This is a genomic window from Actinospineispora acaciae DSM 45401, from assembly GCF_000620785.1.
Taxonomy (GTDB): Bacteria; Actinomycetota; Actinomycetes; order Mycobacteriales; family Pseudonocardiaceae; genus Pseudonocardia; species Pseudonocardia acaciae.
The window spans coordinates 285,120-310,362 of the sequence record NZ_JIAI01000003.1 but is presented as its reverse complement, the minus strand read 5'-3'; the positions used below and the strand labels follow the sequence as shown (position 1 = coordinate 310,362).

Here is a 25,243-nt window from a genome sequence, read left to right as displayed (position 1 = left end):
ACTTACACCTTGCGGCCGACGGCTCCGTGCGAGTCGGTCGGCTTGACGGTGCCCACCTCGGTGGGGTCCGGGCGCCACAGCGAGATCGTCGACAGGCCGGGCTCGACCAGCTCCAGGCCCTCGAAGAACCCGCCGATCTGCTCCGGGCTCCGGAACGCGTACGGGATCGCGCCGGTCTGGGCGTAGGACGTCTCGGCCTCGTCGATGGCCTGGCTGGTCTTGGTGCCGTCCTTGAGCGCCAGGTAGCTGCCCGGCGGGACGGTCGCCATGATCCGCCGGACGATGGAGCGCGCCTCCTCGTAGTCGGACACGTGGCCCATGATGCCCATGAACATGACCGCGATCGGCTCGCTGAAGTTCAGCACGTTGTGCGCGTCGGCGATGATCTGGTCGGGGTCGTGGACGTCGGCGTGCACGTAGGTGGTGACGCCCTCGGGGGTGGTGTTGGTCAGCAGCGCGCGGGCGTGCGCGAGCACGGACGGGTCGTTGTCCACGTAGACCACCCGCGACTCCGGCGCCACGGACTGCGCCACCTCGTGGGTGTTCTGCATGGTGGGCAGCCCGGTGCCGATGTCCAGGAACTGCCGGATGCCGGCCTCGCCGGCCAGGTAGCGCACCACCCGGATCAGGAACTGCCGGGACTGCCGGGCCATCGGGACGATCTCCGGATGCACCTTGATCCAGGCGTCGCCGGCCTCCCTGTCGACCGGGTAGTTGTCCTTGCCGCCCATCCAGTAGTTCCAGATCCGGGCGGACCGAGGCACGTCGGCCCTGATCTTGGCGGCCAGCTCCGGGTGCGGTACGTCGGACGTCACACCGACCATCATGACGCCTGGACCGAACGGGGGCACGTCGGATCTCCGTCACCATCGCGCCGGCCTCGCGTGACCGTTAGGTAACTTGGGACGCCGTCGAACAACCCGGAGGAGGGGGAACACATGACGGAACACGCTGGCGCCCCGCCCGAAGAGCCGGACGCCGAGGACCGGCCGGCCGAGCACGTGGGATCGCACGAAGCGCCCGACGGCGCCCCGTTGGACCCGCTGATCGACCTGTCCCGCGACCCCACGCCGGGCAAGCCCAACCACGCGCGCCCGGACGACGAGTAGGCCCGGTCAGCCGACCCCGGCCCAGTAGGTGCCGGCGAGCATCGCCTCCAGCGCCGGCCGGTGCAGGAGCATGTCGTCGGGGTCGGCGGGCACCACTGCCCGGCCCAGGCGGATGGCCCGGTGCCGCACGCGCAGCAGCACGATCGCGTAGCGCAGCGCGGCGTAGAGGGTGAAGAAGTTCATGTCCCGGGGTCGGTAGCCGGACATGGCCTCGTAGTCGCCGCACACGTCGTCGCGGCGCAGGAAGCCGGGCAGCCCCGGCAGGCCGGCCACCGCCGCCAGGTCCTCGAAGAACCGGTGCTGGTAGATGAACCAGCCGAGGTCCAGCTCGCGTGGCCCGAGCGCGGACATCCGCCAGCCCAGCACGGCGGCGGGGGTGAAGCCGTCGTAGGTGATGTTGCCGATCCGCGCGTCGCCCCAGCCGAGCACGGCCTGGCCCACCCGGCGCGGCCAGTTGTCCTCCAGCCAGTCGAAGCAGCGGCCGATGATCGGCGCGTCCGGACCCCGGGCGGTGACCCACCGGTGGTAGGCGCGCTGGCGCTCCACATGGTCGGCCAGCGCGCTCGCCGCGGACGGCGGCGGCCGGGTGCCGGGGCTCGGGAACGCGCGGCGCACCCCCGGCTCGGCGATGTCGTGCAGCTTGACCAGCACGTCGATCGAGGTGTGCTGCAGGGTGGCGCGCTGCGCGTCGGTGGCCTCGGTGAGCCAGGAGCCGAAGTTGTAGGGGACCATGTCCGGCGGGACCCGCCCCTGCGCGCGCTGCATCACCAGGAACGGTGTCCCGAGCGGCTCGGGGTCGGTCTCCAGCCACAGCGGCGCCGGCACCGGCACCCTGGTGTTCTCCCGGACCACGTGCATGGTCTCGAACTGGCGGTCCAGACCGTGGCGGGGGAACAGCGGCACGACGGTGTCCCTGGGCGCGAGCTTGGCCGACAGCTCGCGGCTCCACCGGTTCGGCGGCTGCCCCCAGACGGCGTCGAACCGCACCATGTCGCCGGACAGCGGGTTCGCGTCCGAGACCCACGCGTCGGTCACCACCGGCTCGGCGTGCGGGGGCAGCACGCTCGGCAGCCAGGCCTGCAGCCGCTTCCGGAGCTCCTCGGCGCCGACGCGGGTGTCGGTGTGGGTGTCGGTGTGGGTGCCGACGCCGGTGCCGGCGCGGGTGCCGACGTGGCCGTCCGAGACCGATCCCGGCCGCCGTGATCGCGGCAGTGGGCGAGACGGCGCCGCCACCGCCGCCGCGACAAGGCCGACCCCCGATGCCTGCCGGTTCATCCTGGACACTCCTCTCGGACGGGCGTCTCGATGGGCGGAAACCGGTTCCACTCAGGAGGGTGTGATTGCGTTGCCCGTGACGGATGTGACAGCTCAGGCCGAAATAGAACAGGTTGCAAGATAAGGGGCCACGGCCCGTGCCGCAACGGTCAGTTCGCCCGGTCCGGCGTGTCGCGTTACTCCGCTTGGCCGAATGTCTCCCGCAGCGGGCCGGTGCGCAGGTCGGCGCCCTTGAGCCGGGCGGTGTCCTCGGCGCCCAGCAGGCCCACGCCGGGGGCGTAGCTGGCGCCGCCGGCGGGGCCCAGCGGCAGCGAGATCGCCGGCCCGCCGGGGCGGTAGCCGGCCAGCCGGTCGCCGCCGCTGATCAGCGTGCGGATGTTGCCGGCGACCACCTCGGCGTGCTCGCCGGCCGCCTTGGCCATCTTGGCCTCGGGCAGCGCGGTCAGGTCACCGATGGCGAACACCCGGTCCTGGCCGGGCAGCCGCAGCTCGGCGGTGACCTCGACCTGGCCGTTGGCCCGCCGGGCGTTGGCCAGCTCGCCGGCCAGGTAGTCGCTGGTCGCGACCACGCCGTAGCAGCGGAACCAGATGTCCGCGACGATCCGGCGGCCGTCCACCGTGGTGGCGGAGAACGCCTTCACCTCGCCGGGCTCGGACGGCGGCTGCTCGGCCAGCGAGGTGCCGAGCACCAGCTCGACACCCAGCGCGTCCAGCTGGCGGCGCAGCTCGGCGCGCAGCTCCTCGGGGAAGCCGCCGGCCAGCCCGGACAGCCCGCCGGCCAGGACGTCGCCGGCCGGGTCCACGATGGTCACCGCCCGGTCCGGCCGGGCCGCCTTGAGCTCGCCGGCCAGCTCCAGGCCCACCGGCCCGGCGCCGAGCAGCAGCACGCCGTCGGACCTGGCCAGGTCGTCGTGGGTGGCGCGCAGGGCGGCGATGGCCCCGGCGCGGTCCTCGATCGGGATCTTCGCCGGGAACGGGTACGCCGACCCGGTGGCCAGCACGATGTAGTCGGCGATGATCCGCTCGCCGGAGCCGAGCGTGACCGCCGTGCCGTCCACCCGTACCGCGCGGTCGCGTACCACCCGGCCGCGGTCGAGCAACCGCTCGTAACCGAAGAACAGCCGCTCCGGCCACGCCGGGTCGACGACGGCGCGCAGCGCGGCCACGTTGTGCACGAACGCGTCCCTGGGCTCGACCAGCACCACGTCGGCCACGTCGTCGAGCGCCTTGGCCACCGTGATCCCGCCGTACCCGCCACCGATGACCGCCACCGTCGCTGGCATGGCCGCCTCCCTTAGTTCGTAGTGCGGATTGTACGTACTATGAACTAACGTAGGTCGGGATTCGGGCGGCCGTCAAGTACCCTTGATCGCGGAGGCAGGGGTGATGGCGGAGCTGACCGGGCAGCCGGAGCGGATCGGGCTGGCGGCCGCGCTGGTGCGGCTGTCCCATGTGGTTCTGCACCTGTACGGCGAGGTCAGCCGGGAGCTCGGGCTGACCCCGCAGCAGGCCCAGCTGCTCTGCCAGCTCATCGCCGGCCCGGTCGGCATGGCCGATCTCGGGCGCGCGCTGCACCTGGGCAAGTCCGGCGTGACCGGCCTGGTGGACCGGCTCGAGCGGCGCGCGCTGGTCGCCCGCGCCACCGATCCCCGCGACCGGCGGGCGTTTCGGATCACGCTGACCCCCGAGGGCGCCCGGCTGGCCGACGAGGCGCACCGGGAGGTGACCGCGCGGCTGGACAAGCTGACCGGCGAGCTGGCGCCCGCCGACCGGGACCGGCTGGTCGACGCCATCGGGAACCTGATGGCCGGCTGCTGATCGCGCCCGCCCGGACCGATGTCCGGCGGCGGGGGCGGGCTCCGACCATGGGGTGTGACGCCCCAGGTTTCGTGGGGCGGCGAGACGACCCGGAGGGCACGGCATGAAGTACCTGATGTTGATCTACACCAGCCCCAGGAACTGGGCGCACCCCTCGTTCCTGTACCAGGACGGTGTCACCGACGCCGACCGCGAGCAGATGTCCAAGGAGTTCGAGGCCCTGCTGACCGAGCTTTCCGAGTCCGGCGAGCTGGTGACCGGGGTGCCGCTGACCGACCCCGCCGAGGAGCGGACGGTCCGGGTGCGCGACGGCGAGCGGCTGACCACCGACGGGCCGTTCGCGGAGATCAAGGAGCACCTGGCCGGCTACTTCGTGCTGGACTGCGCGAACATCGAGCGAGTGACCGAGATCGCCGCCAGGTTCCCGGACGCCCGGTTCGGCCGGGTGGTGATCAGGCAGGTCGACGAGTCGGTGCCGCCCGCGGGCTGAGGCGTTTGCGTAGTCGTACGGATGTGACGGGTGCCCGCCGCCGGGAGCCTTGTCGGCATGGCGAACACCACCACACTTCCGCACGGCGCCGCCGAACTCGCGGCCGCCACCCCGGCCGACCGGGACCGCTACGCCGACCTGCTCCGGCTGTTCGCGATCGGCATGGTCGCGGTCGGGCACTGGGTCGTCGCGCTGCTGACGCTGCACGGCGCGGGCACCGTCGGCACCTCGATGCCGGGCATGCTGTCCACCTGGGTGTGGCAGGTCATGGCGCTGTTCTTCTTCGTGGGCGGTTTCGGGCACGCCCGCGCGCTGCGACACCGGCCGCCGACCGGCACGTTCGTGCTCGGCCGCACCGCACGGCTGCTCCCGCCGGCGGTGGCCATGCTGGCGGTCTGGGCGGCACTGGCCGCGCTCATGCACCTCGCCGGGCTGGACACCGGGGTGTTCGCCGAGGGCCTGCACCGGATCACGGTGCCACTGTGGTTCCTCGGCGTGTACCTGGTCATCGTGCTGGCCGCGCCGGCCATGATGCGGCTGCACCACCGGTTCGGGCTGTGGCCGGTGCTCGGTGCGCTGACGGCCGCGACGGCCGTGGTCGACCTGGTCGCGAGCGTGCTGCCGCCGGCCGGGTACGCGAACCTGCTGTTCGTCTGGCTGGCCGTGCACCAGTTGGGCTACGGGTACGCGGACGGGACGTTGGCGCGCGGCGGCCGGCGGCTGGCGGCGCTGCTCGCGGTGGGCGGGCTGGCCGGTGCCGTGCTGCTGGTGTTCGGCACCTCGGCGTACCCGGTGCCGATGGTCGGGCTGCCCGGCAACGAGGTGTCGAACTCCGCGCCGCCCACCCTGGCGCTGCTCGCGCAGAGCGTCTTCCTGGTCGGGGTGGCGCTGCTGCTGCGCCAGGCCGGGACCGCGCTGGCCGACCGCCCCCGGGTCTGGCTCGGGGTGGCCACGGGCAACTCGATGATCATGACCATCTTCTGCTGGCATCTCACCGCCTGCTATCTGGTTCAGGGCGCGCTGCTGCTGGCCGGCGTGCGGCTGCCGGCCGCCGACACGCCGGTGTGGCTGCTGGTGCTGCCGTGCTGGCTGGCGGCGTGCGCGTTGGTGTGCGCGGCGCTGGTGCTGGCCTGCCGGCGGTTCGAGCGGCCTCGCCGGCCCGGTGCGGCCGGGACCGCCGTGGCGGTGGCCGGCGTGCTCGCCTCCGCGCTGGGGCTGTTCGCGGTGTCCGAGGTCGGGTTGGACACCGCCGCGATGCCGGCGCTGGCACTGGCGTCGGTGGCGGCCGGCGCCCTGGCGCTGCGTGGGAGGTGAGGCGCGGAGGGCGCCGTGAGGTGAGTGGCGCCGGTCGCCGTGGCGGCCGGCGTCACTCATGGGCGTCCGACGCGGCCGCCGGCCTGCCCTACCTGTCCACGACGAGCCTCCCGGCGTTCGCCCAGCTGTCCGTCGGCACCTCGTGGATCCAGACCTGGACGGTCTCCGCGGGGATCTGGTACGCCTCGACGAACGAGTCGGTGATCTTCTTGACCAGGTCACGCTTGAGCTCGACGCTGCGCGGACCCTGCTGCACGGTGACGATCGGCATCTGTTTCCTCCCGATGGTTGTGGTGTCGTCGACGTGTTCCAGTCCATCGCGGATCCGACGCTTGACCAAGACGCGGTTCGCACGCGCAGCAATCACGAATCGTGATCGCGGCAGGCCCGGAGCAGCGGGTCGAGCCAGCGCGGGTGGCCCTCCTCGGGCACGGCGAGGTAGCTGGTGATCGAGATGGGCGGCCGGCTCGGGCGGAAGGCCACCCTCGGGCCGCGCAGCACCCTGGCCTGCGCCTCGTAGGCCAGAGTCCAGGACGGTGTCCCGACGCCGACGAGCGCGAGCGTGTTCTGCAGGCGGTCCGCCGGTGGCGCCATGGTCGGGCTGAAGCCCCTGTCCTGGCAGGCGGTGAGCACGCGGTCGACCAGCGGGGGGTTGAGGCGGCGCTCGACCAGCCGCAGCGGCAGCCCGGCGAGGTCGGCCAGGTCGACGTGTGCGCCGCCGGCGAGGCCGTGGTCCGCGGGCAACGCGACCAGCAGCCGGTCCTCCCAGATCGGTTCCAGCCGCAACCCGGGGCTGTGCTCGATGCCCCGCACGAACGCCGCATCCAGCTGGCCGTCCCTGACCTGGTCCAGCCTGGCCTGGGTGCGGGTGTAACCGAGCCGCACGGTGAGCTCGGGGGCGAGCGCGGCGAGCCGGCCGAGCACCCGGTCCAGGTGGTCGCCGAGCCCTTCACTGGTACCCAGCCGCAGCGCGCCCGGCTCGCCGTGCTCGGCGGCCACCGCCCGCGCGCGCTCGGCGGCGGCCAGGGTCGCTCGCGCCTCCGGCAGGAACCGTTCGCCGGCGGCGGTCAGCCGCACGCGCCTCGGCGACCTGTCGAACAGCTCGACGCCCAGCTCCCGCTCCAACCGGCGGATCTGCTGGCTCACCGCCGGCTGGACGATGTGCAGCCGCTCGGCGGCCCTGCCGAAGTGCAGCTCGTCCGCGACCGTGACGAAGTAGAGCAGTTGTCGCAGCTCCAACGCCCGCTCCCTCCACCGCACGCCACACCGGTCGGCCGTCCGACGGCCATAGTCGCCCGCGTTGCCGAGGATCGCCAGGCCGTGCCCGTCGATCGTGGCGTCGGGTTGTCGGGCCGTCCGCCGTTTGGCGCCCCAATCCTGTCGGTTTATTAGTGTGCTAGATATAGTTTCACTGATACGTTAATGCTCGTGATCGCGGGCCGACGCTCGGAACGGAAGGCAGGGGGCGACCGATGGACGACCTGAGCGTGCGACGTCTTACCGGCCTGGCGGGACTGGCCGCCTCGGTCCTGACGCTGATCGAGCTGCCGCTGTACTTCGTGTACGCCGATGCGCCGCCTCAGTCCAACGTGCTGGCCCGAACGTTGTTCGGCATCGTCGGGCTCACCTGCCTGGTCGTGTCCATGACCGGCTTCCGGCACCTCGTCGTGGCGGCGCGGGCGGGGTACGAGTGGGTCGGGGCGCTCGCCAGCGCCGCCGGCCTGATGTGGGTCACCGTCGTGTTCGTGTCCACCGGCCTGGAGACGGGAGCGGTGATCGCCTCGCCAACGCCGATCGACCCGACCATCGCTGTGCCCGGCACCTACATCCTGTACGGCTCGATCTCCCGCCTGCTCGAGGGGCTCTTCCTGCTCGCCTTCGGACATGCCGCGGTGCGCACCGGCGCGTTGCCCCGGTGGGCCGGCCGGTCGGCGTACCTGTTGGCGCTGGTCAACCTGGCGTTCGTGCCGTCGCTGTTCTTCGGCAACGTCCCCGCGAACTTCTATGCCGCCAACGGATGGGGTACGACGGCCACCGTGGGTGCGCTCGGCATGATCTGGTTGCTCGCGGTGAGCGTGGCCGTCCTCGCGGGCTGTCGGAGGCACGTGGCGGTGGCCGGGACGCCGGGGCGCGGGGCGCTGAGCCCCGGGGACCAGCCCGGCGTGAGCCATCCGCGGTGAGCTGGACCTTGCCGACGGTCGATCCTAGGTTTGAGTCCAGCGCGGCCGTCGACCACATGAGGAGGAGCCGATGCCGACCCAACCCGGCGAGAGCGTGATGTGGGCCACCATGCAGGGCCAGGCCGAGGCGCTTGCGAGCCTGATCGCCGAGCCTGGCCCGGTCGGGCGGCTCGCCGAGCGCCTCTCCGGCCGGCGGGTGCTGGTGATCGGCACGGGTACGAGTTGGCACGCCGCCGAGCAGGGCGCCTGGTTGCTGCGCCACGCCGGCACGCGCGCCACCGCCGCCCAGTCCGCCGACGCCGCGCTCGACCGAGGGCTGCTCGACGACGCCGAGGTCGTGATCGCGCTGTCCCACACCGGGACCAAGCGGTTCACCGGTGAGGCCCGCGCGCTCGCGGCCGAACGCGGCATCGAGGTCGTGCGGATCGGCGGCGTCGAGGTGGCCGACGCGGACCTCCACACGGTCGCGCGAGAGCGTTCGGCCGCCTACACCGCGAGCCACCTGGCCGCACTGTTGCGGATGGCGCAGCTCGCCGAGGCTCTCGGCGCCGAGCTCGGGCCGCTCACCGAGATCCCGAAGGCGGTGGAGACGGTCGTCCAGACCCCCGTGGGCGTGGCACCGCCCGCTCGCCTGATCGAGTTCACCGGCGCGGGGATCAACCAGTGGACCGCCGCCGAGGGGGCGCTGAAGATCCGTGAGGCGGCCTACGTGGCCAGCGAGGGGCTCTCGCTAGAGCAGTTCCTGCACGGGCCGTCGGTGGCGTTGCGCGCGAACGACCACCTGGTCTGCCTGGACGGTGGCGGGCCGTTGTCGTCGCGGATCGGGGAGATCGCCGGTGCGGCCGAGCGCTCGGGTGTGCCGGTCACCACGATCACCGATCATCGGTTGAGCGAACCGTTGTCGATCTTCCCGTTGACGGCGGCCGTGCAGCGCATCGCGTTGGAGAGCGCGGAGTCGCTCGGCACCAATCCGGACTCGTTCGGGCGGGACGTCCCGGGGCGCGAGCCGTGGACGTCGGTCTCCCTGTGACCGGGGGGCGATCGTGATCGCCGCGCGTGGACGCCGTTAGCCGTCACGATTGACCACCGCACGCACGTCGAGCGGGAGGATCGTCGAGCCGTTCGCTAGCACGGGGTTGAGGTCCAGCTCGGTGAGGTGGGCGGTGTTGGCGACGAACTCGCCCACGCGGACCAGGAACTCGGCCAACGCATCGCGGTCGACGGCGGGGAGATGACGGTAGCCGTCCAGCATCCTGGCGGCGACCGTCTCCTCGATCATTTCCGTTGCTTCGAGCCGGGTGAACGGCGCGGCCCGGAACGCGACATCGGCGAGGGCGTCGACGAGCACACCGCCGGTGCCGAACGCGATCACCGGCCCGAACGTCGGGTCGACGGTCGCGCCGACCAGAAGCTCCACCCCGGTCGGCGCCATCGGGGTGACGATCATGCCGGTGATCTCCGCGCCAGGCATCGCGGACCTGACCGAGTCGCGGATCGCGGCCCAGTCGTCGGCCGCCGTGGCGGCGGTCACCCCGAGCCGGACGCCGCCGACCTCGGACTTGTGCACCACCCGCGGCGAGACGACCTTCAGCGCGCACGGCACACCGGCCGCGCGCACCGCGGCGACCGCCTGCCGCGGCGAGCGGGCCAGCGACCAGCGCCCGGTCCCCAGGCCGGCCGCTTCGACCAGCAGGCGGGCGGTCGGCTCGTCCAGCACGTGTGCGGTACCGCCGACGCGAGCGATCGGCAGCCGCAACGAGGAACGCCGGCCGGCGGTGGCCAGCCGTTGGCCACGGCGGTGCAGGGCGGCGACCGCGCGCACGGCGTGGTCGATCGAGGAAAGTACGGGAACGCCGGCGGCTCTGAGGACGTCGTGGCTGGCCGGCCGCTCCGCCGTGTAGCAGCTCTGTACCAGCAGCGGCAGGCGGTGCCGGGCGGCCAGCGCCCCCAGGTCGCCCGCGGTGGCATCCTCGATGTCCTTCAGCGCGGCATCGAACCGCAGGTGGTAGCCGCCGAACAGGCCGACGAGCAGCACCGCGCCGACCGAGGGGTCCCGGAACAGCAGCTCGGCGGCGGTGGTGAACAGCGCCGGGTCGGAGTCGGTCGCGCCGGCGACGTCGACCGGGTTGGCCACCGAGGCCGGCGGGCCGAGCACGGCTCGCAGCGCGGTGCGGGTGTGCTCGCCCAGGGTGGCCAGCTCGACGCCGGACCTGGCAAGGGCGTCCGCGGCGAGGGTGGCCTGCCCGCCACCGTCGGAGAGCACGGCCACGCCCGTCCCCGCGGGCACCGGGGCGGTGGTGGCCAGGACCCCGGCGAGCATGGCGAGCTCGTCGGATCGTTCGACCAGCTCGACCCCGGCCTGGGAGAGCACCGCGCCGGCCACCGCGTCCGATCCCGCGATGGACCCGGTATGGGACAACGCCGAGCGGCGACCGGCCTCGGACCGACCGCCGCGCAACAGCACCACCGGGCACGTCCGGGTGGCCTCGGCCGCCGCGACAAGGAACGCCCTCCCGTCGGAGAGCCCTTCGGCGTGCACGGCTATCGACCCGGTGCCGCGCGACCCGGCGAGGTGGGTGAGGCACTCGTGGTAGCCGATGTCCACCTGGTTACCCAGCCCGACGTACGTGTGGAAGCCCGGGCCGCCGATCGCGCGGTCGTCGGCGAGCAGGGACAGCAACATGTTCCCGCTCTGGGTCAGGACGCTGACCGGTCCGGCCGGCGCCTGCGGCACGCCGACCAGGTTCGCGCCGGTGGCGGCGTTCAGGATCCCGGAGGTGTTCGGCCCGACCACCCGCATGCCGGTGCCGGCGATGGCGTCGGCGAGCTCGGCCTCGAGCGCGGCGCCGGCCGGCCCGGTCTCGCGGAAGCCGTTCGCCAGCACCACCGCGCCGCCCACCCCGACCGCCGCCAGTTCGCGCAGCACGCTCGGCACCGCTCGGCCGGGCAGCGCCACCAGCGCGACGTCCACCCCGGGCGGCAGTTGCGCGACGCTCGACAGCACCGGCAGCCCGAGCAGCTCCCCACCCCGGGGGTTGACCGGATACACCGGGTACCGGAAGCCGGAGCGGCGCAACGCGCGTACCGCCTGGTAGCCGCGCTTCCCCGGGTCGCTCGACGCGCCGATCACGGCCACCGAGCGGGGATCGAACAGCCTGTCGAGTGCGGTGCGGGCGGCTTCGGCGGCGGTGTCTGCCGACGTACCTGACCGGGCCGGAGCGGGATGAGTCGCCGTCATCGATGCTCATCTCCCCCGGAACACCGGATCGCGGCGCTCGGCGAACGCGGCCACACCCTCGGCCCAGTCCTGGGTGGCCATGATCTCGAGCAGGTCGCGCGCCTCGCTGCGCAACACCGCGTCCATCGGCTGCTCGCCACGCAGGGCCGACTTCATCCGGGCCAGCGAGATAGGAGCCTTCGAGGCCAGCTTCCTCGCCAACTCGTCCGTCGAGGCGCCCAGATCGTCGGCGGGAACCGAGGAGTGGGCGAGGCCCCAGGCCGCCGCCTGCCGGCCGGTGCAGCGCTCGCCGAGGATGAGCAGGTCGGTCGCCCTGCGCAACCCGACCAGCCGAGGCAGTCGGCGGGTGACGCCGCCCCCGACGAACGTGCCGATCGAGACCTCGGGAAAGCCGATCTGGGCGTCATCGGCGATCACCATGAAGTCGGCGCTGGTCGCGATCTCCGCGCCGGCACCCAATGCGTAGCCGTGCACCGAGGCGACCACCGGCGTCGACATGGTCTGGATCTGGTCGCACACCCGCCAGGCCAGCTCCACGTACCGGGCACGCTGCTCCGGCGTCCTGGCGCCGGCGCCGTGCGCCTTCTGGTCGGCGCCGACGCAGAACGCGCGGCCGGAGCCGGCCAGCACGACCGCGCGCACATCCGGTTGCGCGTCGGCGTCGCGCAACCGCGCCAGCAGCTCGTCGTAGAGCGCCTCGCTGACCGCGTTGAGGCGGTCGGGGCGGTTGAGCGTGAGCCGCAGCGTGGCTCCGGAGCGCTCGGCGAGCACGGGTGTCATGCGGCAAGTGTGACGCAAAGAAAGTTGCGTCGCAAGGTTGAATCGCAACTATTCTTCTGCGAAGATTGCCTCCATCGGGCTGTAGACGGCGAAGCTCTCCAGCAGGCTCTCGTCGGTCCGCAGCTCGTCCCTGCCGCGCTTGCCCAGGCTCACCGCGACCGAGGTGGCCAGCGCCTGGACGACGGCGGTGAAGGTCGACAGCGAACGCAGCACCGTGACGCTGCCGGTCTCCAGGTAGAACGTGAGGCTGGCCGCCCGGGCCAGCGGAGAGGAGGGATCGTCGGTCAGCGCGATGGTGGCGACGCCGTGCTGTCGCGCGAACTCCACGGCGCGAACCGTGTCCCTGGTGTAGCGACGTATGGAAACCGCAACCAGGACGTCGTCGGCGGCCAGCTCGCGCAGCTCGTCGACCAGCAGGCCGCCCGCGCCGCCGATCTGGCGCACGCCCGGACGCACCATGTGCAGCAGATAGGTCAGCAGGTGGGCGACCGAGTAGCACTTGCGCATGCCCACGACGTGCACGACTCGCGCCGTGCGGAGCAGTGACACCGCACGTTCCCAGTCGCCCCTGTCGATCCGGGCGAACGTCCGGGTGAGGTTGCGCGTGTCGTTCTCGGCGATTGCGCCGAGCAGCTTCGTCGTCTCGGTGTGTTCTTTCGCCTGCTCGAGCCGGCGGACCAGGTGCGCCTCCATGGCGAGCTGCTCGCGGCACAGCCGCACCAGGGCCGGGTAGCCGGCGAGCCCGAGGAGGCCGGCGAAACGGACCACCGAGGACGAGTGCACCTCGGCCAGTCGTGCCGTTTCGCCGATGCTGCGGAACGACGTGCCTTCGGGGTCGTCCAGTAGCAGCCGGGCGATGCGCTGTTGCCCGGGGGCCAGGGTCGGCAGCCGGTCCTGGAGGACTTCGCGCAGCTGTGGGTAGTTCGCCGGCGCTTCCGGATTGAATCTCTTCGGCGGCACGCGGGTGTTCGTGTTGTCCACCACGCAACCATAGTTGCGTCATTGCCGGGCTGGGCGGACAGCTGTCCACAGGTTCGCTCGAAGGGGTTGACGAAACTGGAGTTGCGTCTCCATCATTGACCGCAACCAGGATTGAGTGAGCTGGGACACATCCCGTCGAGTGGCATCGAGGAGCCGCCATGACAGTTCATCCGCCGCGGGCAGCGTCGCCTTCGGGGTTGAAGCCCGCGTTGAGCACCCGGCAGCTCACCATGATCGGCATTGGTGGCGTCATCGGGGCCGGGCTGTTCGTCGGCAGCGGCAAGGCGATCAACTCCACCGGTCCGGGCGTGGTGTTCGCCTATGCGGGCATCGGGGTGCTGATCGTGCTGGTCATGCGGATGTTGGCGGAGCTCGCCGTGGCCGCGCCGGACACCGGCTCGTTCTCCGCGTACGCCACGAGGGAGCTCGGCCCATGGGCGGGGCTGGCGGTCGGGTGGTTGTACGCCTACCACTGGGCGGTGATCGTGGCCTTCGAGGCGATCGCGGGCGCGGCCATCGCACAGCACCTGGTTCCCGGGGTGCCGACCTGGTTGGTCGCACTGGTGTTCATGGCGGTGCTGACCGGGGTGAACCTGGCGGCGGTGCGCTCGTTCGGGCGCTTCGAGTACTGGTTCGCCCTGATCAAGGTGGCCAGCATCGTCGCGTTCATCCTGGTCGGCCTGGTCGCGATCGCCGGCCTGCTGCCACATGTTCCGGCTCCGGGGGCGAGCAACCTGGTCGGGCACGGCGGGCTGTTCCCGAACGGGGTGGGCGCGCTGCTGCCGGCCGCGCTGACCGTTTTCCTTTCCTACTTCGGTACTGAACTGGTGACGGTGGCCGCCGGCGAGTCGGTCAACCCCGCCGACACGGTGCGCCGCAGCATGCGCAGCGTGGCCACCCGGATCATCGTGTTCTACGTCGGATCCATCGCGGTCGTGGTCACCCTGCTGCCCAGCTCGTCGGCCGAGGTCACGGCCAGCCCGTACACCGCGGTGCTCGGGCACCTCGGCATTCCCAGCGCCGCGACGGTCATGGATCTCATCGTGCTCACCGCCGTGTTGTCCTGCCTCAACTCCGGCATCTACTCCTCGTCTCGGATGGTGTTCTCCATGGCCACCCGAGGCGAGGCGCCCGCCTGGTTGCGCAGGGTCAACCGGGCCGGCGTGCCCACCCGTGCGGTGCTGGGCTCGGCCGCCGCGGGATTCGTGGCGGTGCTGGCCAACTACTTCCTGCCCACCGACGTCGTCTTCACCTTCCTGCTCAACTCGTCGGGGGCGGTCGCGGTGGTGGTCTACCTCTGTGTGGCCTGCACCCAGATCGCCGGCCGGCGACGCCTCGGGCGCGAGGCCAGCGCGGCGTTGCCGGTGCGCATGTGGGGCTTTCCCTACCTGTCGATCGTGGTCCTGGTGCTGCTCATCGGGGTGCTGGTCGGCATGGCGTTCACCCCGAGCAGTCGTCAGCCGTTGATCCTCACCAGCGTCGCCACCGTGGTCGCCGTGCTGGCCGGCCTCGCGTGGCAGCGCCGCCAGCTCGGTTCCTGGATGGCGGGGGTCAGTCGCGCTGAGCCGGACGCACCCGGAGCAGCGTGATGGCGATCGCGAGCAGGCTCAGGCCGACGACCAGTGCGCCGAGGGCGCCGGCCACCGTCCGCAGGCCCCAGAACGGCACCAGCACGCCGGCCAGGAAGCTGGGCGTGGCCGAGCCGAGGTACGCGGCGAGGTACGCGGCGGACAGCACCCCGGCGCGGTCGACCGGGGCGGTCTGGCCGACGAGCGTGCGCATCCCGCCGAGGAAGGCCGCGCCCAGGCCGAGCCCGGTGACCACGCTCGCGGCGAAGAAGCCGGGCGTGCTGCGCACGGCGAGCACGCCCAGGATCGCCAGCGTGCCCAGGGTGAGCACGGTCACGCCGCCGAGCATCGCGGTGCGTGGTCGCAGCCGGGCCGTCAGGGGCCCGCCGAGCCCGCTGGTGCCGATCAGGGAGGCGACCGCCAGCCCGCCGACCAGGTGGTCCGAGTGGCCGAGCTCGTGGGCGGTCAGCGACGGACTGAGTGCCTGGTAGAAGCCGCCGAGCGACCAGCAGGCGACGAAGCAGCCGGTCGTTGCCAGGAAGATCGGCCGCACCGAGGCGGGCAGCCGCAGCGCCGGGCGCAGCGAACGCAGCGCTCCGGGCAGGCGTGGGCTCGTCTCCGGAGCGAAGGCGACCCCGATCGCGCAGGCCGCCAGCACGGCCGCGAACAGCACATACACCAGTGTGGTGGGATGCGGACCGTATTGGACCAGCGCGCCGGACAGCACCGCTCCGGTGGCCACGCCGCTCATCGGGCCGACGCTCGTTACCGCCGCGGCCAGCGTGAGCCGTCCCGGCGGGTGCAGGTCGAGCAGGAAGGTGCCGAGTGCGCTGGTGCCCAGCCCGGTCGCCACCCCCTGAAGTCCGCGCCCGAGCAGCAGGGTTCCCAGCCCGTGCACGTTCATCAGCACCAGGCAGGCGGCCACCCCGAGCAGCGGTGACAGCACGGCGATCGGGCGCCGCCCGACGTGGTCGGAGAGCCGCCCGCACAGCAGCAACGCGGTCGCGATGGGCACGATGTAGATCGCGAAGGCCGCGGTCAGGCCGGCGTCCGGGATGCCGAACTGTTGCTGGTAGACGACGTACAGCGGGGCCGGTACGCCCGCGGCCGCGAGGACGGAGGTGAAGGCGGCGGCGGTCACCGCGAAGGCGGGGATGCGGGGCAATCGGAACCGTCCCCGGCGGGGGGACGGTGTCGGTTCGGTATGGGCGGAGGTGTCGGTCGGGCAGGAGCTCACGCGGTGGTCCCGCCGCCGTCGGCGATACGGCGGTGGTCGCCCGTCGGCGGGCCGGCGTCGTCGGGGTGCACCGGCTCGCGGCCGGCGCGCGGATGCTCACCCAATCGTCTGGCCCGCTCCATGCGACCAGGCTAAGGCGGCGCTTACCCGGTTGGGTGGGTGTTCGGGCACAGTGGGGCGTGACACTGAGCGCAGTTCTTCACCGCGGAACCCGCCCGCGTGTATGGCGGCGCGGGTCAGGCGTAGCTGGTGAGGAAGGCGCGCAGGTGAGGTGCGACCGCCTCGGCGTCGGTGAGGCTCAGGAAGTGCGCTCCTCCGTCCACCACGACGAGCGGCTCGGCGCGCGGCACCGCCTCGACGATCTCCGCCGCCCGGCACACCGGGTACGCGCGGTCGGCCGAGCCGTGCAGCACCAGGACCGGGCAGCGGATCGCGGCCAGCTTGCACAGCAGCCCGTCCCGGCTGACCAGGGCGTGCAGGATCCGGTCGAACCGGTCGCCGGTGACCGTGCGCCACCTGGCCTTCCATGCCTCGGCGTCCGCGTCGCCCAGGCAGACGGCGGCGACGGCGTCCAGGAGCTGCTCGGCCGGGCCGTTGTCCACCCATGCCTGGCCGAGCTGTCGGTAGTTCGCGGCGATCTCGGCGTCCTCGGCGGCCGCCGACGTGCCCAGCACCGCCAACGCGGACACCCGGTCCGGGGCGGCCAGGGCGAGGCGCAACGCGACGAACCCGCCCTGGCTGGTGCCGATCACGGCGGTCCTGGCCACCCCCAGCCGGTCCAGCAGGGCGAGCACGTCGTCGGCCACGTCCCAGAAGTCGAAGGGCGCGTCGGCCGGGGTGCCGCCGTGGCCGCGCTCGTCGACGGTGATCAGCCGGAACTCGTCGCCCAGCGCGGCCACCTGGGGGGCGAACATGTCGCCGTCCATCAGGAAGCTGTGCAGCAGCACCACCGCCGGCCCGGTGCCGCCGTGATCCACATAGTGCAGCCGCTGGCCGCCGTTCACGGTCACCGTCGACCCCATGACAACAGACTACGAGCCGCGGCCGGCGCCGAGCGGGTGATCCGGGCGGATGTCGCGGCAGCGTCACCGCATCGACGATTATTTGTAGACCGATCGTCATAGAAGCGGCTAGGGTCGGGACGGCGGTGAGCGCCGGTCGACAGGGGAGTGGCCCATGCGAGTCCATCATCTGAACTGCGGCACCATGCGCCCGCTCGGCGGTCGGTTGCTCGACGGCCGGCCGGGGCTGCACCGGCGCGCCGAGATGGTCTGCCACTGCCTGCTGCTGGAGACCGACGACGGGCTGGTACTGGTCGAGACGGGGGTCGGCACGCCCGCGAGCACGCGGCCGAACGAGTGGCTCGGCAAGGCGTTCCGGCTGCTCACCAACCCGGTCATCGAGTACGCGGAGAGCGCGGTCGAGCAGGTGTCCGGGCTCGGGTTCGCGCCCGAGGACGTGAGGCACGTGGTGCTCACCCACCTGGACCTCGACCATGCGGGCGGGCTGGTCGACTTCCCGGACGCGGTCGTGCACGTCTACGAGACCGAGCTGCGGGCGATGCGCGAACCTAGGGACCGGTCGGAGCGGTTGCGGTACCGGCGGGCGCAGTTCGCGCACCGGCCGATGTTCCGGCCGTACCCGGCGGACGGCGAGCTGTGGTTCGGCTTCGAGGCGGTGCGGGAGCTGGACGGGCTCGGCCCGGAGATCCTTATTGTCCCGCTGGCCGGACATACCCGGGGGCATGCCGGGGTAGCGGTGGACACCGGCGACGGCTGGCTGCTCAACGCCGGCGACTCGTACTTCTTCCACGGCCAGCTCGACGCCGACGCGCCGCACTGCCCGCCCGGGCTCGCGCTGTTCGAGTCGCTGGTGCAGACCGAGCGGCGGTCCAGGCTGGACAACCAGGAGCGGCTGCGCGAGCTGGTCGGCGGACACGGGTCCGAGGTCACCGTGTTCTGCGCGCACGACCCGGTGGAGTTCCACCGGCTCGCCGAGGCCGCCGGGGCGCCGCCGGTCAGCGGCTGAGGGCGTCGGCGCGGGCGGCCAGGAAGGCGTGGCAGTGTTGGGCGGCCGGCCCGAGCGGGCGGTCGCGCAGCCGCAGCAGGCCGACCGGGCGCTGGATCGGCGCCGGCAGGATCGGGTGCGCGCACACCGGCCGGCCCGGCGACTCGGCGATCGAACGGGCCAGCAGCGCCACGCCCAGGCCGTGGCTGACCAGCTTCCGTAGCTGCTGCACGCCGGTGCTCTCGTAGCGGACCCGAGGGGCGAAGCCGGCCGCGGCGCACGCCCGGTCCAGGATGGCGCGCAGTCCGCTGTCCGCCGGAAGGCAGGCGAACGGCTCGTCGCGCACGGCGCTCAGCGCAACGGCGGAAGAGCCGGCCAGCGGGTGGTCGGGGGCGGTGATGAGCACGAGCTCGTCGTCGAACAGCGGCCGGCTGGCCACCCGCGCGGGCAGCGAGTCGTTCAGCGGTCCGATCGCGAGGTCGATCTCGTCGGCATCCAGGGCGGCCACCAGGCCACGCAGCCGTGCGGTCCGCAGCTCCATGTCGACCTCCGGGTAGCGGGCGTGGAACGCGGCCAGCGCGGCCGGCAGGTCGAACGGGCCGATCGCCTGGATCGCGCCGATCCGGACCCGGCCGCGCAGCACGCCGGCCAGCTCCGCGAGGTCGCTGCGCGCCCCGTCCAGCTCGGCCAGCGCCCGCCGCGCCCTGGCCAGCACCAGCTCGCCGGCCCTGGTCAGGCGCACCCGGCGGGTGGTACGGGCGAGCAGCTCGACGCCCAGCTCCGACTCCAGCCGGCGGACCTGCGCGGACACCGCCGGCTGCGCCACCCGCAGCTGCTCGGCGGCCCGGGTGAAGCCACCGTGGCGGACCACGGCGTCGAAGTAGGCGAGCTGGCGCAGTTCCATGCGATTGATAATCGGTCGCGATGAGTTCCAGCGCAAACCTGTCTGGCTCTTCTGAGTGGAGTGCGCGGAGGATGAGAGGCATGACTTCACAGACATGGCTCATCACCGGCGCGTCCACCGGCCTCGGGCGCGTCCTGGCGGAGACGGTGCTGGCCCACGGCGACCGGGTGGTCGCCACCGCGCGGAACGTCACGGCGCTCGACGACCTGGTCGGCCCGGGCGCCGACGACGTGGTCCGGCTGCCGCTGGACGTCACCGACCATGACCAGGTGCGCGCCGCGGTGGCCGAGGCCGTCGAGCGGGCCGGGGCGATCGACGTGCTGGTCAACAACGCCGGGCATGGGCTGCTCGGCGCGTTGGAGGAGCTCTCCGACGAGCAGATCCGCCGCATCATGGCCACCAACGTGTTCGGCGTGCTGGCCGTGACCAGGGCGGTGCTGCCGCACATGCGCGCCCGGCGGAGCGGGCACATCGTCCAGATGTCGTCGGTGGGCGGGGCGGTCGGCAACCCGGGGCACGCGCTGTACGCCACCTCGAAGTTCGCCCTGGAAGGCATGTCCGAGGCGCTGGCCGGGGAGGTCGGGCCGCTCGGGATCCGGGTCACGATCGTCGAGCCGGGGCCGTTCCGCACCGAGTTCCTCGGCCGGTCCATGGAGTTCGCGGAGCCGATCGACGACTACCGGTCCACCCCGGCCGGGCGGCTGCGGGAGCACTTCGCCACCGGGGACGGGGCGCAGCCGAACGACCCCCGGCGGGCCGCCGAGGCGATCATCCGGGCGGTCCGCGACGAGTCGTCCCCGCTCCGGCTGCCGCTCGGCCCGGAGGCGGTGACCCGGATCCGGGAGAAGCTGCGCCGCCAGCTCGCCGACCTGGACGCGTGGGAGAAGGTCTCGCTGGACACTCGCTACCCGGAGGTCTGATAAGCAAGAAAATGTTACGCTGCTGCGTATGGATGTCGAGGATCCGGCCTCGGTCGTGCGGCGTTCCGTACAGCGGCTGGCGCGGCGGCTGCGGCAGGAGCGCCCGCCCGACGGGCTGTCCAGCACGAAGCTCTCACTGTTGGCGCAGCTCATGGACTACGGGCCGCAGACGTCCGGCGAGCTGGCCCGGCGCGGGCGGACCACGCCGCAGGCACTGACCCGGTCGATCGAGGCGCTGGTCGATGGCGAATGCGTGCGTCGCGTCACAAATTCAGCCGATAAACGTCAGCAATTGTTGACGATTACCGAGACCGGCCTGGAGGCGCTGGGCAAGGACGCCGCGCCCAGGGACGCCTTCCTGGGGCGGGCCATGGCCGAGCTGCTGACGCCCGCCGAGCGCCAGCTGCTCGCCGTGGCCGCCGGCCTGATGGTCCGGTTGGCCGAGTACACACCGACGGCGGATCGGTGACCGCGGCCGGGAGCACGAGCGGACCGATCGCCGACGCCCGGTTGCTGCGCCGGGTGGCCGGGCTGCTGTACCCGCACCGGGGGCGGCTGGGCGGGCTCGCGGCCAGCGTGCTCGTCCAGTCCGCCGCGGTGGCCGCCGCGCCGTTCCTGGTGCGGGCCATGCTCGACGACGCGCTGCCGCACCACGACCTGGCGCTGCTCGCCGCGCTGGCCGGGGCGACCGCACTGGCGGCGGCGGTCGGCGCGGTGGCCGGGGTGAGCTCCACCAGGCTGGCGCACTCGACGGGCCACCGGATCGTGCACGGCCTGCGCACCGGGATGTTCGACCGCCTGCAGCGGATGCCGCTGGCCTTCTTCACCCACTCCCGCACCGCCGAGCTGCAGACCCACCTGGTCACCGACGTGGACGGCCTGGTCGCCGTGCTCACCGGCCTGTTCAGCTCGGCGATCCAGAACGGCATGCTGCTGCTGGCCACCGCGACCGCGCTGATCGTGCTGGACTGGCGGCTGGGCATCGTCGCGGTGGTGGCCGCCGTGCTGTTGATGACCATCACCGGCCGGGTCGGCCGCGAGCACCGCGCGCTGACCACGCGCCGCCAGCGTGGGTTCTCCGCGCTGGGCGGGCTGATCGAGGAGTCGCTGACCGCCTCGGCGGTGGTGCTCGCCCGCACCCTCGGGCGGGCCGGTGACCAGCGCGAGCGGTTCGGCGCGGAGTCCGCCCGGTTGGCCGACACCCAGCTGCGCACCGCGCTGGCCGGCCGCTGGCGGATCTCGCTGCGCGGCGCCGCGCTGACCACCCTGCCCGCCGCCGTCTACACAGTGGCCGGGGTGCAGATGGCCGTCGGCGCGGCGATCAGCCTGGGCACCGTCGTCGCCTTCGCCACCACGCTGACCAGGGTGATCAGGCCGGTGACCGCGCTGCAGAACGCCGGCCAGGGGTTCTCCGGCTCGCTGGCGCTGTTCGAGCGGGTGTTCGCGGTGCTCGACCTGCCGGCACCGCCGGCCCCCGGCCCACACGCGCCCCGGCTGCGGGTGTCCGCCGGGGAGCTGGCCGTCGAGGACGTGACCGTCAGCTACGACGGTGCGGAGCGGCCCGCCCTGGCCGGGGTGTGGCTGAGCGCGCGCCCGGGCACCGTCACCGCCGTGGTCGGCGCGTCCGGCGCGGGCAAGAGCACGCTGGCGCACGTGCTGCTCGGGCTGCACCGCCCGGACCGGGGGCGGGTGCTGGTGGACGGCCAGGACCTGGCCACCGTGGCGCCGGCCTCGATCGCGGACGGCGTCGGGTTCGTCGCGCAGGACACCTACCTGTTCCACACCACGATCGCGGAGAACCTCCGGTTCGCCCGGCCGGACGCCTCGGACGCCGACCTCGAGGCGGCCTGCCGCGCGGCGCGCATCCACGACCTGATCGCCGGGCTGCCCGACGGCTACCGGACGCTGGTCGGCGACCGGGGCCACCGGTTCTCCGGCGGCGAGCGGCAGCGGTTGTCGCTGGCCCGGCTGCTGCTGCGGGACCCGCCGATCGTGGTGCTCGACGAGGCGACCAGCGCGCTGGACACCCGCACCGAGGCGGCCGTACGCGCCACCATCGCCCGCCGGGCCGCCGTCCGCACCACCGTGGTGATCGCGCACCGGCTCTCCACCGTGCGCGACGCCGACCAGATTGTGGTGCTCGACCGCGGCCGGTTGGTGGAACGCGGCACGCACCACCAACTGCTCGCGTTGGACGGTTACTACGCCCGGCTGGTCGCGGCGGGAGAGCCTGGAGAGGCGTGCAATCGGCTCGCCCGCCCGGCCTGCCCGCCCCTACGGTAGAAAACCTCGCAACCCGGGAGGATCGGCCCGATGACCAGCACGAACAGTCGCATGGAAGCCGGGGAGCCGGAGGGTTTGCTCGAACTGGGACCCGACTTCATGACCGACCCGCACGCCCTCTACCCGCTGCTGCGCCGGGAGCGGCCGGTGGTCGCGGCCCGCTCGCCGCAGGGCCTGCGGATCTGGCTGGTGACCCGCTACCGGGACGTCAGGGCCGCGCTCAACGACCCACGGCTGGGCAAGGACGCCGCGCACATGGAGGAGCTGCTGCGGGTGCAGAGCGCCAGCCAGCGGCACCGGTCCCGGTTCGCGCTGGACCTCACCTCGCACATGCTCAACTCCGACCCGCCCGACCACACCCGGCTGCGCAAGCTGGTGAACAGGGCGTTCACCGGGCGCGCGATCGCCGCCCTGCGCCCGCGCATCGAGGCCATCGCCACCGAGCTGGCCGACTCGATGGCGGCCGGCCCGCGCACCGTCGACCTGATCGACACGTTCGCCTTCCCGATGCCGCTGACGGTGATCTGCGAGATCCTCGGCGTGGCGATCGAGGACCGGGACGCCTTCCGGGCCTGGTCGAACACCACGCTGTCCGCCGCGCCGCTCGAGGAGCGCAAGGCGGCCGCGACGGCGATGGGCGAGTACATGGTCGCGCTGGTGGCGGACAAGCGCGAACGTCCCGGCGACGACATGCTCTCCGAGATCGTCCGGGCTACCGAGAGCAGCGCCAGCGGAACGAGCATCGGCACCGAGGATGCCGATCGGCTGTCCACGCGCGAGGCGGTGTCCATGGCGTTCCTGCTGCTGCTCGCCGGGCACGAGACGACAGTCAACCTGATCAGCAACGGCATGCTCGCCCTGCTGCGCCACCCGGACCGGCTGGCCGAGCTGCGTGCCGACCCCGACCTGACCCCGTCGGCCGTCGAGGAGTTCCTCCGCTACGACGGCCCGCTCAACCTGGCCACCTTCCGGCACACCCTCGAACCCGTCACCATCGCCGGCACCGAGATCCCGGCCGGCGAGGTCGTCATCGTGTCGCTGGCCTCGGCGAACCGCGACCCCGATCGGTACGACCGCCCCGACGAGCTGGACCTGCACCGGGACGCGCCGAACCTCGCGTTCGGCCACGGCATCCACCACTGCCTCGGCGCGCCGCTGGCCCGCCTGGAGGGCGACGTCGCGTTCCGCACCCTGCTCGGCAGGTTCCCCGCGATGTCGCTGGCCGTCGAGCCGGCCGAGCTGAGCTGGCGGGACAGCACGCTGATCCGAGGCCTGACCCGCCTCCCGGTCCGGCTGGACGGCTGAGAATCACTCACTCATTTCGCCAGATGAGTGAGTCCTGTGAGGCAACTGTGAAGCTCTAGTCCTCAAGCAGTAACCAAGAGGTACTCCCTTCGGTTGATTGAGTGTGCCGTTAGCCGGGCGTGATCGTTCGTTCCGCTGCGCCACGACCCCGCGTGCCACCGACTGGCTCGCTCGACAACCGAATCGAGGTCTGAAGGTGTTCTCCAAGCTGTTGGTCGGTGCCGCCGTGGCGCTGGCCCCGCTCCTTGCCGCGCCCGCGGTGGCGTACGCCGCGCCCGCGCCGCTCCCGGCCGCCCCGTTCTCTGGGTCCGGGACGCTGGCATCCGGTGCCACCCTGAACGAGAACCAGTCGGTCCGCTCACCCAACGGCAGGTACTTCCTGACCCAGCAGTCGGACGGGAACCTGGTCTTCTACAGCGCGCCGCGCACCCCCGTCTGGAGCACGCAGACCACGGGCAGCGGCGTGCGCACGGTGATGCAGACCGACGGGAACCTGGTCACCTACTCGGCGGCCAACAAGCCGCTGTTCGACACCGGCACCACGTCCCCCGGCGCCTGGCTGGCCGTGCAGGACGACGGCAACCTGGTGCTCTACTCGAGCGCGCGACGGGCGCTGTGGTCGCGGTCGATGGGGATCAGCAAGCTGGCCTCGGGCCGGACCCTCGCCGTCAACGACTCGGTGAAGTCGCAGAACGGCGAGTACAGCCTGCAGATGCAGAGCGACGGCAACCTGGTGCTCTACCGCGGCGGCGGCACGGCGGTGTGGTCGACCAAGACCACCGGCAACCCGGGGGCGAAGGCCACGATGCAGGGCGACGGCAACCTGGTGGTCACCACCTCGTCCGGCAGGCCGCTGTGGGACACCCGCACCGCGTCGAACCCGGGTGCGTACCTGAACGTCCAGAACGACGGCAACGTGGTCGTCTACTCGACGTCCAACCGGCCGCTGTGGTCCAGCCAGGGCTCGCAGTGACCTGACGGATAGTCGATTGCGTGAGCGGCCGGCGTACGCGCCGGCCGCTCACGCATGTCTGGGGCACACGAATGCAGTGGCAGCTTAATGCGCCGGGTGTGGTTCATGTGACAGTTGTGATCCTTCCGCACTGAAACCGTAACCTGATAGCGGCTCTCAGGGTTGAACTCTTACGGCAGGTGACCCCCGTGGCACTCGCCGTAGACAGTGACCGTCGGGAGGTGTCCGGTGACCTAGCTGACGCGGGCTCCGAAGCGCGCACGAAGTTGCTCTGCAGTTGTCAGCGCCTCGGTGTTGCCGAGGTGCGCGGAAGTGAGGAATTCTCCAGTGTTCGTCAACCTGTTGGCCGGCACGGCCGTCGCCCTGGTCACCGCCGCCGTGGCCACCGCCCCCGCCGCCGCTCCCTCGGACGGTCCCGCTCCGGTGGCCGCCCCGGTGGCCGCCGCCGCTCCGCTGCCCGCCGAGGTGTTCGCCACCGGCAAGGTGCCGTCGGGCGCCACGCTGTCGGCCGGTGACACCGTCAAGTCGGTCGGTGGCCGGTACAAGTTGATCCAGCAGAAGGAAGGCAACCTCGTCCTCTATACGGCTGACAACCGTTCGGTGTGGGCCTCCCCGACGGCCGGCAACCCGGGCGCGAAGGCCATCATGCAGAAGGAGGGCAACCTGGTGATCTACAGCGCCGCCAACAAGGCGGTCTGGGCCACCCCGACCGCCGGCAACCCGGGCGCACAGCTCGAGGTGCGTGACGACGGCAAGGTAGCGGTCGTCGGCAGCAACGGCGCCGTGCTCTGGTCCGCCGGCTGACCGGCCACCACTAGCTGACGTCCGCACCGGCGCGGGTCCGACGACGGGCCCGCGCCG

The 25,243-nt window shown here is 72.5% G+C and carries 26 protein-coding genes; 14 read left to right on the top strand and 12 right to left on the bottom strand.

Going from position 1 to position 25,243, the window contains the following annotated elements:
• Window positions 1–2 precede the first annotated feature (2 nt).
• Window positions 3–815 carry an SAM-dependent methyltransferase gene (locus N912_RS0118310; RefSeq protein ID WP_028923551.1) on the bottom strand — a complete coding sequence of 271 codons (813 nt, stop codon included), beginning with the start codon at window positions 813–815 and terminating at the stop codon, window positions 3–5.
• Between the two features lie 123 nt (window positions 816–938).
• On the opposite strand from N912_RS0118310, the gene N912_RS63570 reads away from it, so the two are divergent.
• Complete coding sequence (locus N912_RS63570; RefSeq protein WP_156993741.1) at window positions 939–1,109, top strand: hypothetical protein; 171 nt, start codon at window positions 939–941, stop codon at window positions 1,107–1,109.
• 6 nt (window positions 1,110–1,115) lie between these two features.
• Here N912_RS63570 and N912_RS52835 read toward each other — a convergent pair whose 3' ends face one another.
• On the bottom strand, window positions 1,116–2,384 hold the full coding sequence (locus N912_RS52835; RefSeq protein WP_084210992.1) for a phosphotransferase family protein: 1,269 nt from the start codon (window positions 2,382–2,384) through the stop codon (window positions 1,116–1,118).
• Window positions 2,385–2,560: 176 nt separating this feature from the next.
• Window positions 2,561–3,667, bottom strand: coding sequence for an FAD-dependent oxidoreductase (locus N912_RS0118295; protein ID WP_028923550.1), 1,107 nt, complete (start codon window positions 3,665–3,667; stop codon window positions 2,561–2,563).
• Between the two features lie 103 nt (window positions 3,668–3,770).
• On the opposite strand from N912_RS0118295, the gene N912_RS0118290 reads away from it, so the two are divergent.
• The 3 genes from N912_RS0118290 to N912_RS52830 all read left to right on the top strand — a co-directional run bounded on the left by N912_RS0118290 (window position 3,771) and on the right by N912_RS52830 (window position 6,006).
• Entirely contained in the window at window positions 3,771–4,202 is a 432-nt protein-coding gene (locus N912_RS0118290) for a MarR family winged helix-turn-helix transcriptional regulator (RefSeq protein WP_037065310.1), read from the top strand.
• Between the two features lie 103 nt (window positions 4,203–4,305).
• The gene (locus N912_RS0118285) at window positions 4,306–4,692 is read left to right on the top strand and encodes a YciI family protein (protein ID WP_028923548.1); all 387 of its coding nucleotides are present in this window, start codon (window positions 4,306–4,308) and stop codon (window positions 4,690–4,692) included.
• A gap of 57 nt (window positions 4,693–4,749) precedes the next feature.
• Entirely contained in the window at window positions 4,750–6,006 is a 1,257-nt protein-coding gene (locus N912_RS52830; RefSeq protein WP_051580390.1) for an acyltransferase family protein, read from the top strand.
• A gap of 88 nt (window positions 6,007–6,094) precedes the next feature.
• On the opposite strand, the gene dmpI is transcribed toward N912_RS52830, so the two are convergent.
• Together dmpI and N912_RS0118270 are read right to left on the bottom strand one after the other, a co-directional pair.
• Window positions 6,095–6,277, bottom strand: coding sequence for a 4-oxalocrotonate tautomerase DmpI (gene dmpI, locus N912_RS0118275; RefSeq protein ID WP_028923547.1), 183 nt, complete (start codon window positions 6,275–6,277; stop codon window positions 6,095–6,097).
• A 92-nt stretch (window positions 6,278–6,369) separates the two neighbouring features.
• Window positions 6,370–7,245, bottom strand: a complete 876-nt coding sequence (locus N912_RS0118270; protein ID WP_028923546.1) for a LysR family transcriptional regulator — start codon at window positions 7,243–7,245, stop codon at window positions 6,370–6,372.
• Window positions 7,246–7,478: 233 nt separating this feature from the next.
• Here N912_RS0118270 and N912_RS52825 point away from each other — a divergent pair, with 233 nt between their 5' ends.
• Window positions 7,479–8,186 carry a hypothetical protein gene (locus N912_RS52825; RefSeq protein ID WP_051580389.1) on the top strand — a complete coding sequence of 236 codons (708 nt, stop codon included), beginning with the start codon at window positions 7,479–7,481 and terminating at the stop codon, window positions 8,184–8,186.
• 70 nt (window positions 8,187–8,256) lie between these two features.
• Complete coding sequence (locus N912_RS0118260; RefSeq protein WP_028923545.1) at window positions 8,257–9,216, top strand: SIS domain-containing protein; 960 nt, start codon at window positions 8,257–8,259, stop codon at window positions 9,214–9,216.
• A gap of 36 nt (window positions 9,217–9,252) precedes the next feature.
• Here the strand turns inward: N912_RS0118260 and N912_RS0118255 are convergent, their stop codons facing one another.
• Genes N912_RS0118255 through N912_RS52820 form a run of 3 tightly spaced genes read right to left on the bottom strand, consistent with a single transcriptional unit; the run spans window position 9,253 to window position 13,185 of the window.
• Window positions 9,253–11,424, bottom strand: a complete 2,172-nt coding sequence (locus N912_RS0118255) for an acetate--CoA ligase family protein (RefSeq protein ID WP_084210991.1) — start codon at window positions 11,422–11,424, stop codon at window positions 9,253–9,255.
• A 6-nt stretch (window positions 11,425–11,430) separates the two neighbouring features.
• Window positions 11,431–12,204 (bottom strand): enoyl-CoA hydratase/isomerase family protein, encoded by a 774-nt coding sequence (locus N912_RS0118250; RefSeq protein ID WP_051580387.1) that lies wholly within the window; start codon window positions 12,202–12,204, stop codon window positions 11,431–11,433.
• 48 nt (window positions 12,205–12,252) lie between these two features.
• A complete protein-coding gene (locus tag N912_RS52820) occupies window positions 12,253–13,185 on the bottom strand; it encodes a MurR/RpiR family transcriptional regulator (RefSeq protein ID WP_245645326.1) in 933 nt (310 codons plus the stop codon).
• 197 nt (window positions 13,186–13,382) lie between these two features.
• Between N912_RS52820 and N912_RS0118240 the strand changes: the two genes are divergently transcribed.
• A complete protein-coding gene (locus N912_RS0118240; RefSeq protein WP_028923542.1) occupies window positions 13,383–14,774 on the top strand; it encodes an amino acid permease in 1,392 nt (463 codons plus the stop codon).
• On the opposite strand, the gene N912_RS52815 is transcribed toward N912_RS0118240, so the two are convergent.
• The 3 genes from N912_RS52815 to N912_RS0118225 all read right to left on the bottom strand — a co-directional run bounded on the left by N912_RS52815 (window position 14,737) and on the right by N912_RS0118225 (window position 17,012).
• Window positions 14,737–15,918, bottom strand: a complete 1,182-nt coding sequence (locus N912_RS52815) for an MFS transporter (protein WP_051580386.1) — start codon at window positions 15,916–15,918, stop codon at window positions 14,737–14,739. The two genes, N912_RS0118240 and N912_RS52815, sit on opposite strands and share 38 nt — an antisense overlap.
• 68 nt (window positions 15,919–15,986) lie before the next feature.
• Window positions 15,987–16,112, bottom strand: a complete 126-nt coding sequence (locus tag N912_RS66480; RefSeq protein WP_281176281.1) for a hypothetical protein — start codon at window positions 16,110–16,112, stop codon at window positions 15,987–15,989.
• Between the two features lie 114 nt (window positions 16,113–16,226).
• Window positions 16,227–17,012 carry an alpha/beta fold hydrolase gene (locus N912_RS0118225; RefSeq protein ID WP_028923541.1) on the bottom strand — a complete coding sequence of 262 codons (786 nt, stop codon included), beginning with the start codon at window positions 17,010–17,012 and terminating at the stop codon, window positions 16,227–16,229.
• Between the two features lie 154 nt (window positions 17,013–17,166).
• Between N912_RS0118225 and N912_RS0118220 the strand changes: the two genes are divergently transcribed.
• Window positions 17,167–18,018 carry an MBL fold metallo-hydrolase gene (locus tag N912_RS0118220; protein ID WP_028923540.1) on the top strand — a complete coding sequence of 284 codons (852 nt, stop codon included), beginning with the start codon at window positions 17,167–17,169 and terminating at the stop codon, window positions 18,016–18,018.
• On the opposite strand, the gene N912_RS52810 is transcribed toward N912_RS0118220, so the two are convergent.
• Entirely contained in the window at window positions 18,008–18,901 is an 894-nt protein-coding gene (locus N912_RS52810; RefSeq protein WP_037065305.1) for a LysR family transcriptional regulator, read from the bottom strand. The two genes, N912_RS0118220 and N912_RS52810, sit on opposite strands and share 11 nt — an antisense overlap.
• A 71-nt stretch (window positions 18,902–18,972) precedes the next feature.
• Here N912_RS52810 and N912_RS0118210 point away from each other — a divergent pair, with 71 nt between their 5' ends.
• From N912_RS0118210 to N912_RS65180, 6 genes are all read left to right on the top strand, one after another.
• A complete protein-coding gene (locus tag N912_RS0118210) occupies window positions 18,973–19,821 on the top strand; it encodes an SDR family oxidoreductase (RefSeq protein ID WP_037065304.1) in 849 nt (282 codons plus the stop codon).
• Between the two features lie 28 nt (window positions 19,822–19,849).
• The gene (locus N912_RS0118205; RefSeq protein WP_028923538.1) at window positions 19,850–20,290 is read left to right on the top strand and encodes a MarR family winged helix-turn-helix transcriptional regulator; all 441 of its coding nucleotides are present in this window, start codon (window positions 19,850–19,852) and stop codon (window positions 20,288–20,290) included.
• Window positions 20,287–22,104, top strand: coding sequence for an ABC transporter ATP-binding protein (locus tag N912_RS52805; protein ID WP_051580385.1), 1,818 nt, complete (start codon window positions 20,287–20,289; stop codon window positions 22,102–22,104). Before N912_RS0118205 ends, N912_RS52805 begins: the two co-directional genes overlap by 4 nt.
• Window positions 22,105–22,134: 30 nt before the next feature.
• Window positions 22,135–23,409: a cytochrome P450 family protein gene (locus N912_RS0118195; protein ID WP_156993739.1), complete on the top strand. Its 1,275-nt coding sequence runs from the start codon at window positions 22,135–22,137 to the stop codon at window positions 23,407–23,409.
• A 196-nt stretch (window positions 23,410–23,605) separates the two neighbouring features.
• Entirely contained in the window at window positions 23,606–24,382 is a 777-nt protein-coding gene (locus tag N912_RS52800) for a hypothetical protein (RefSeq protein WP_051580384.1), read from the top strand.
• A 312-nt stretch (window positions 24,383–24,694) separates the two neighbouring features.
• Entirely contained in the window at window positions 24,695–25,186 is a 492-nt protein-coding gene (locus N912_RS65180; protein ID WP_156993731.1) for a lectin, read from the top strand.
• Window positions 25,187–25,243: the final 57 nt, after the last annotated feature.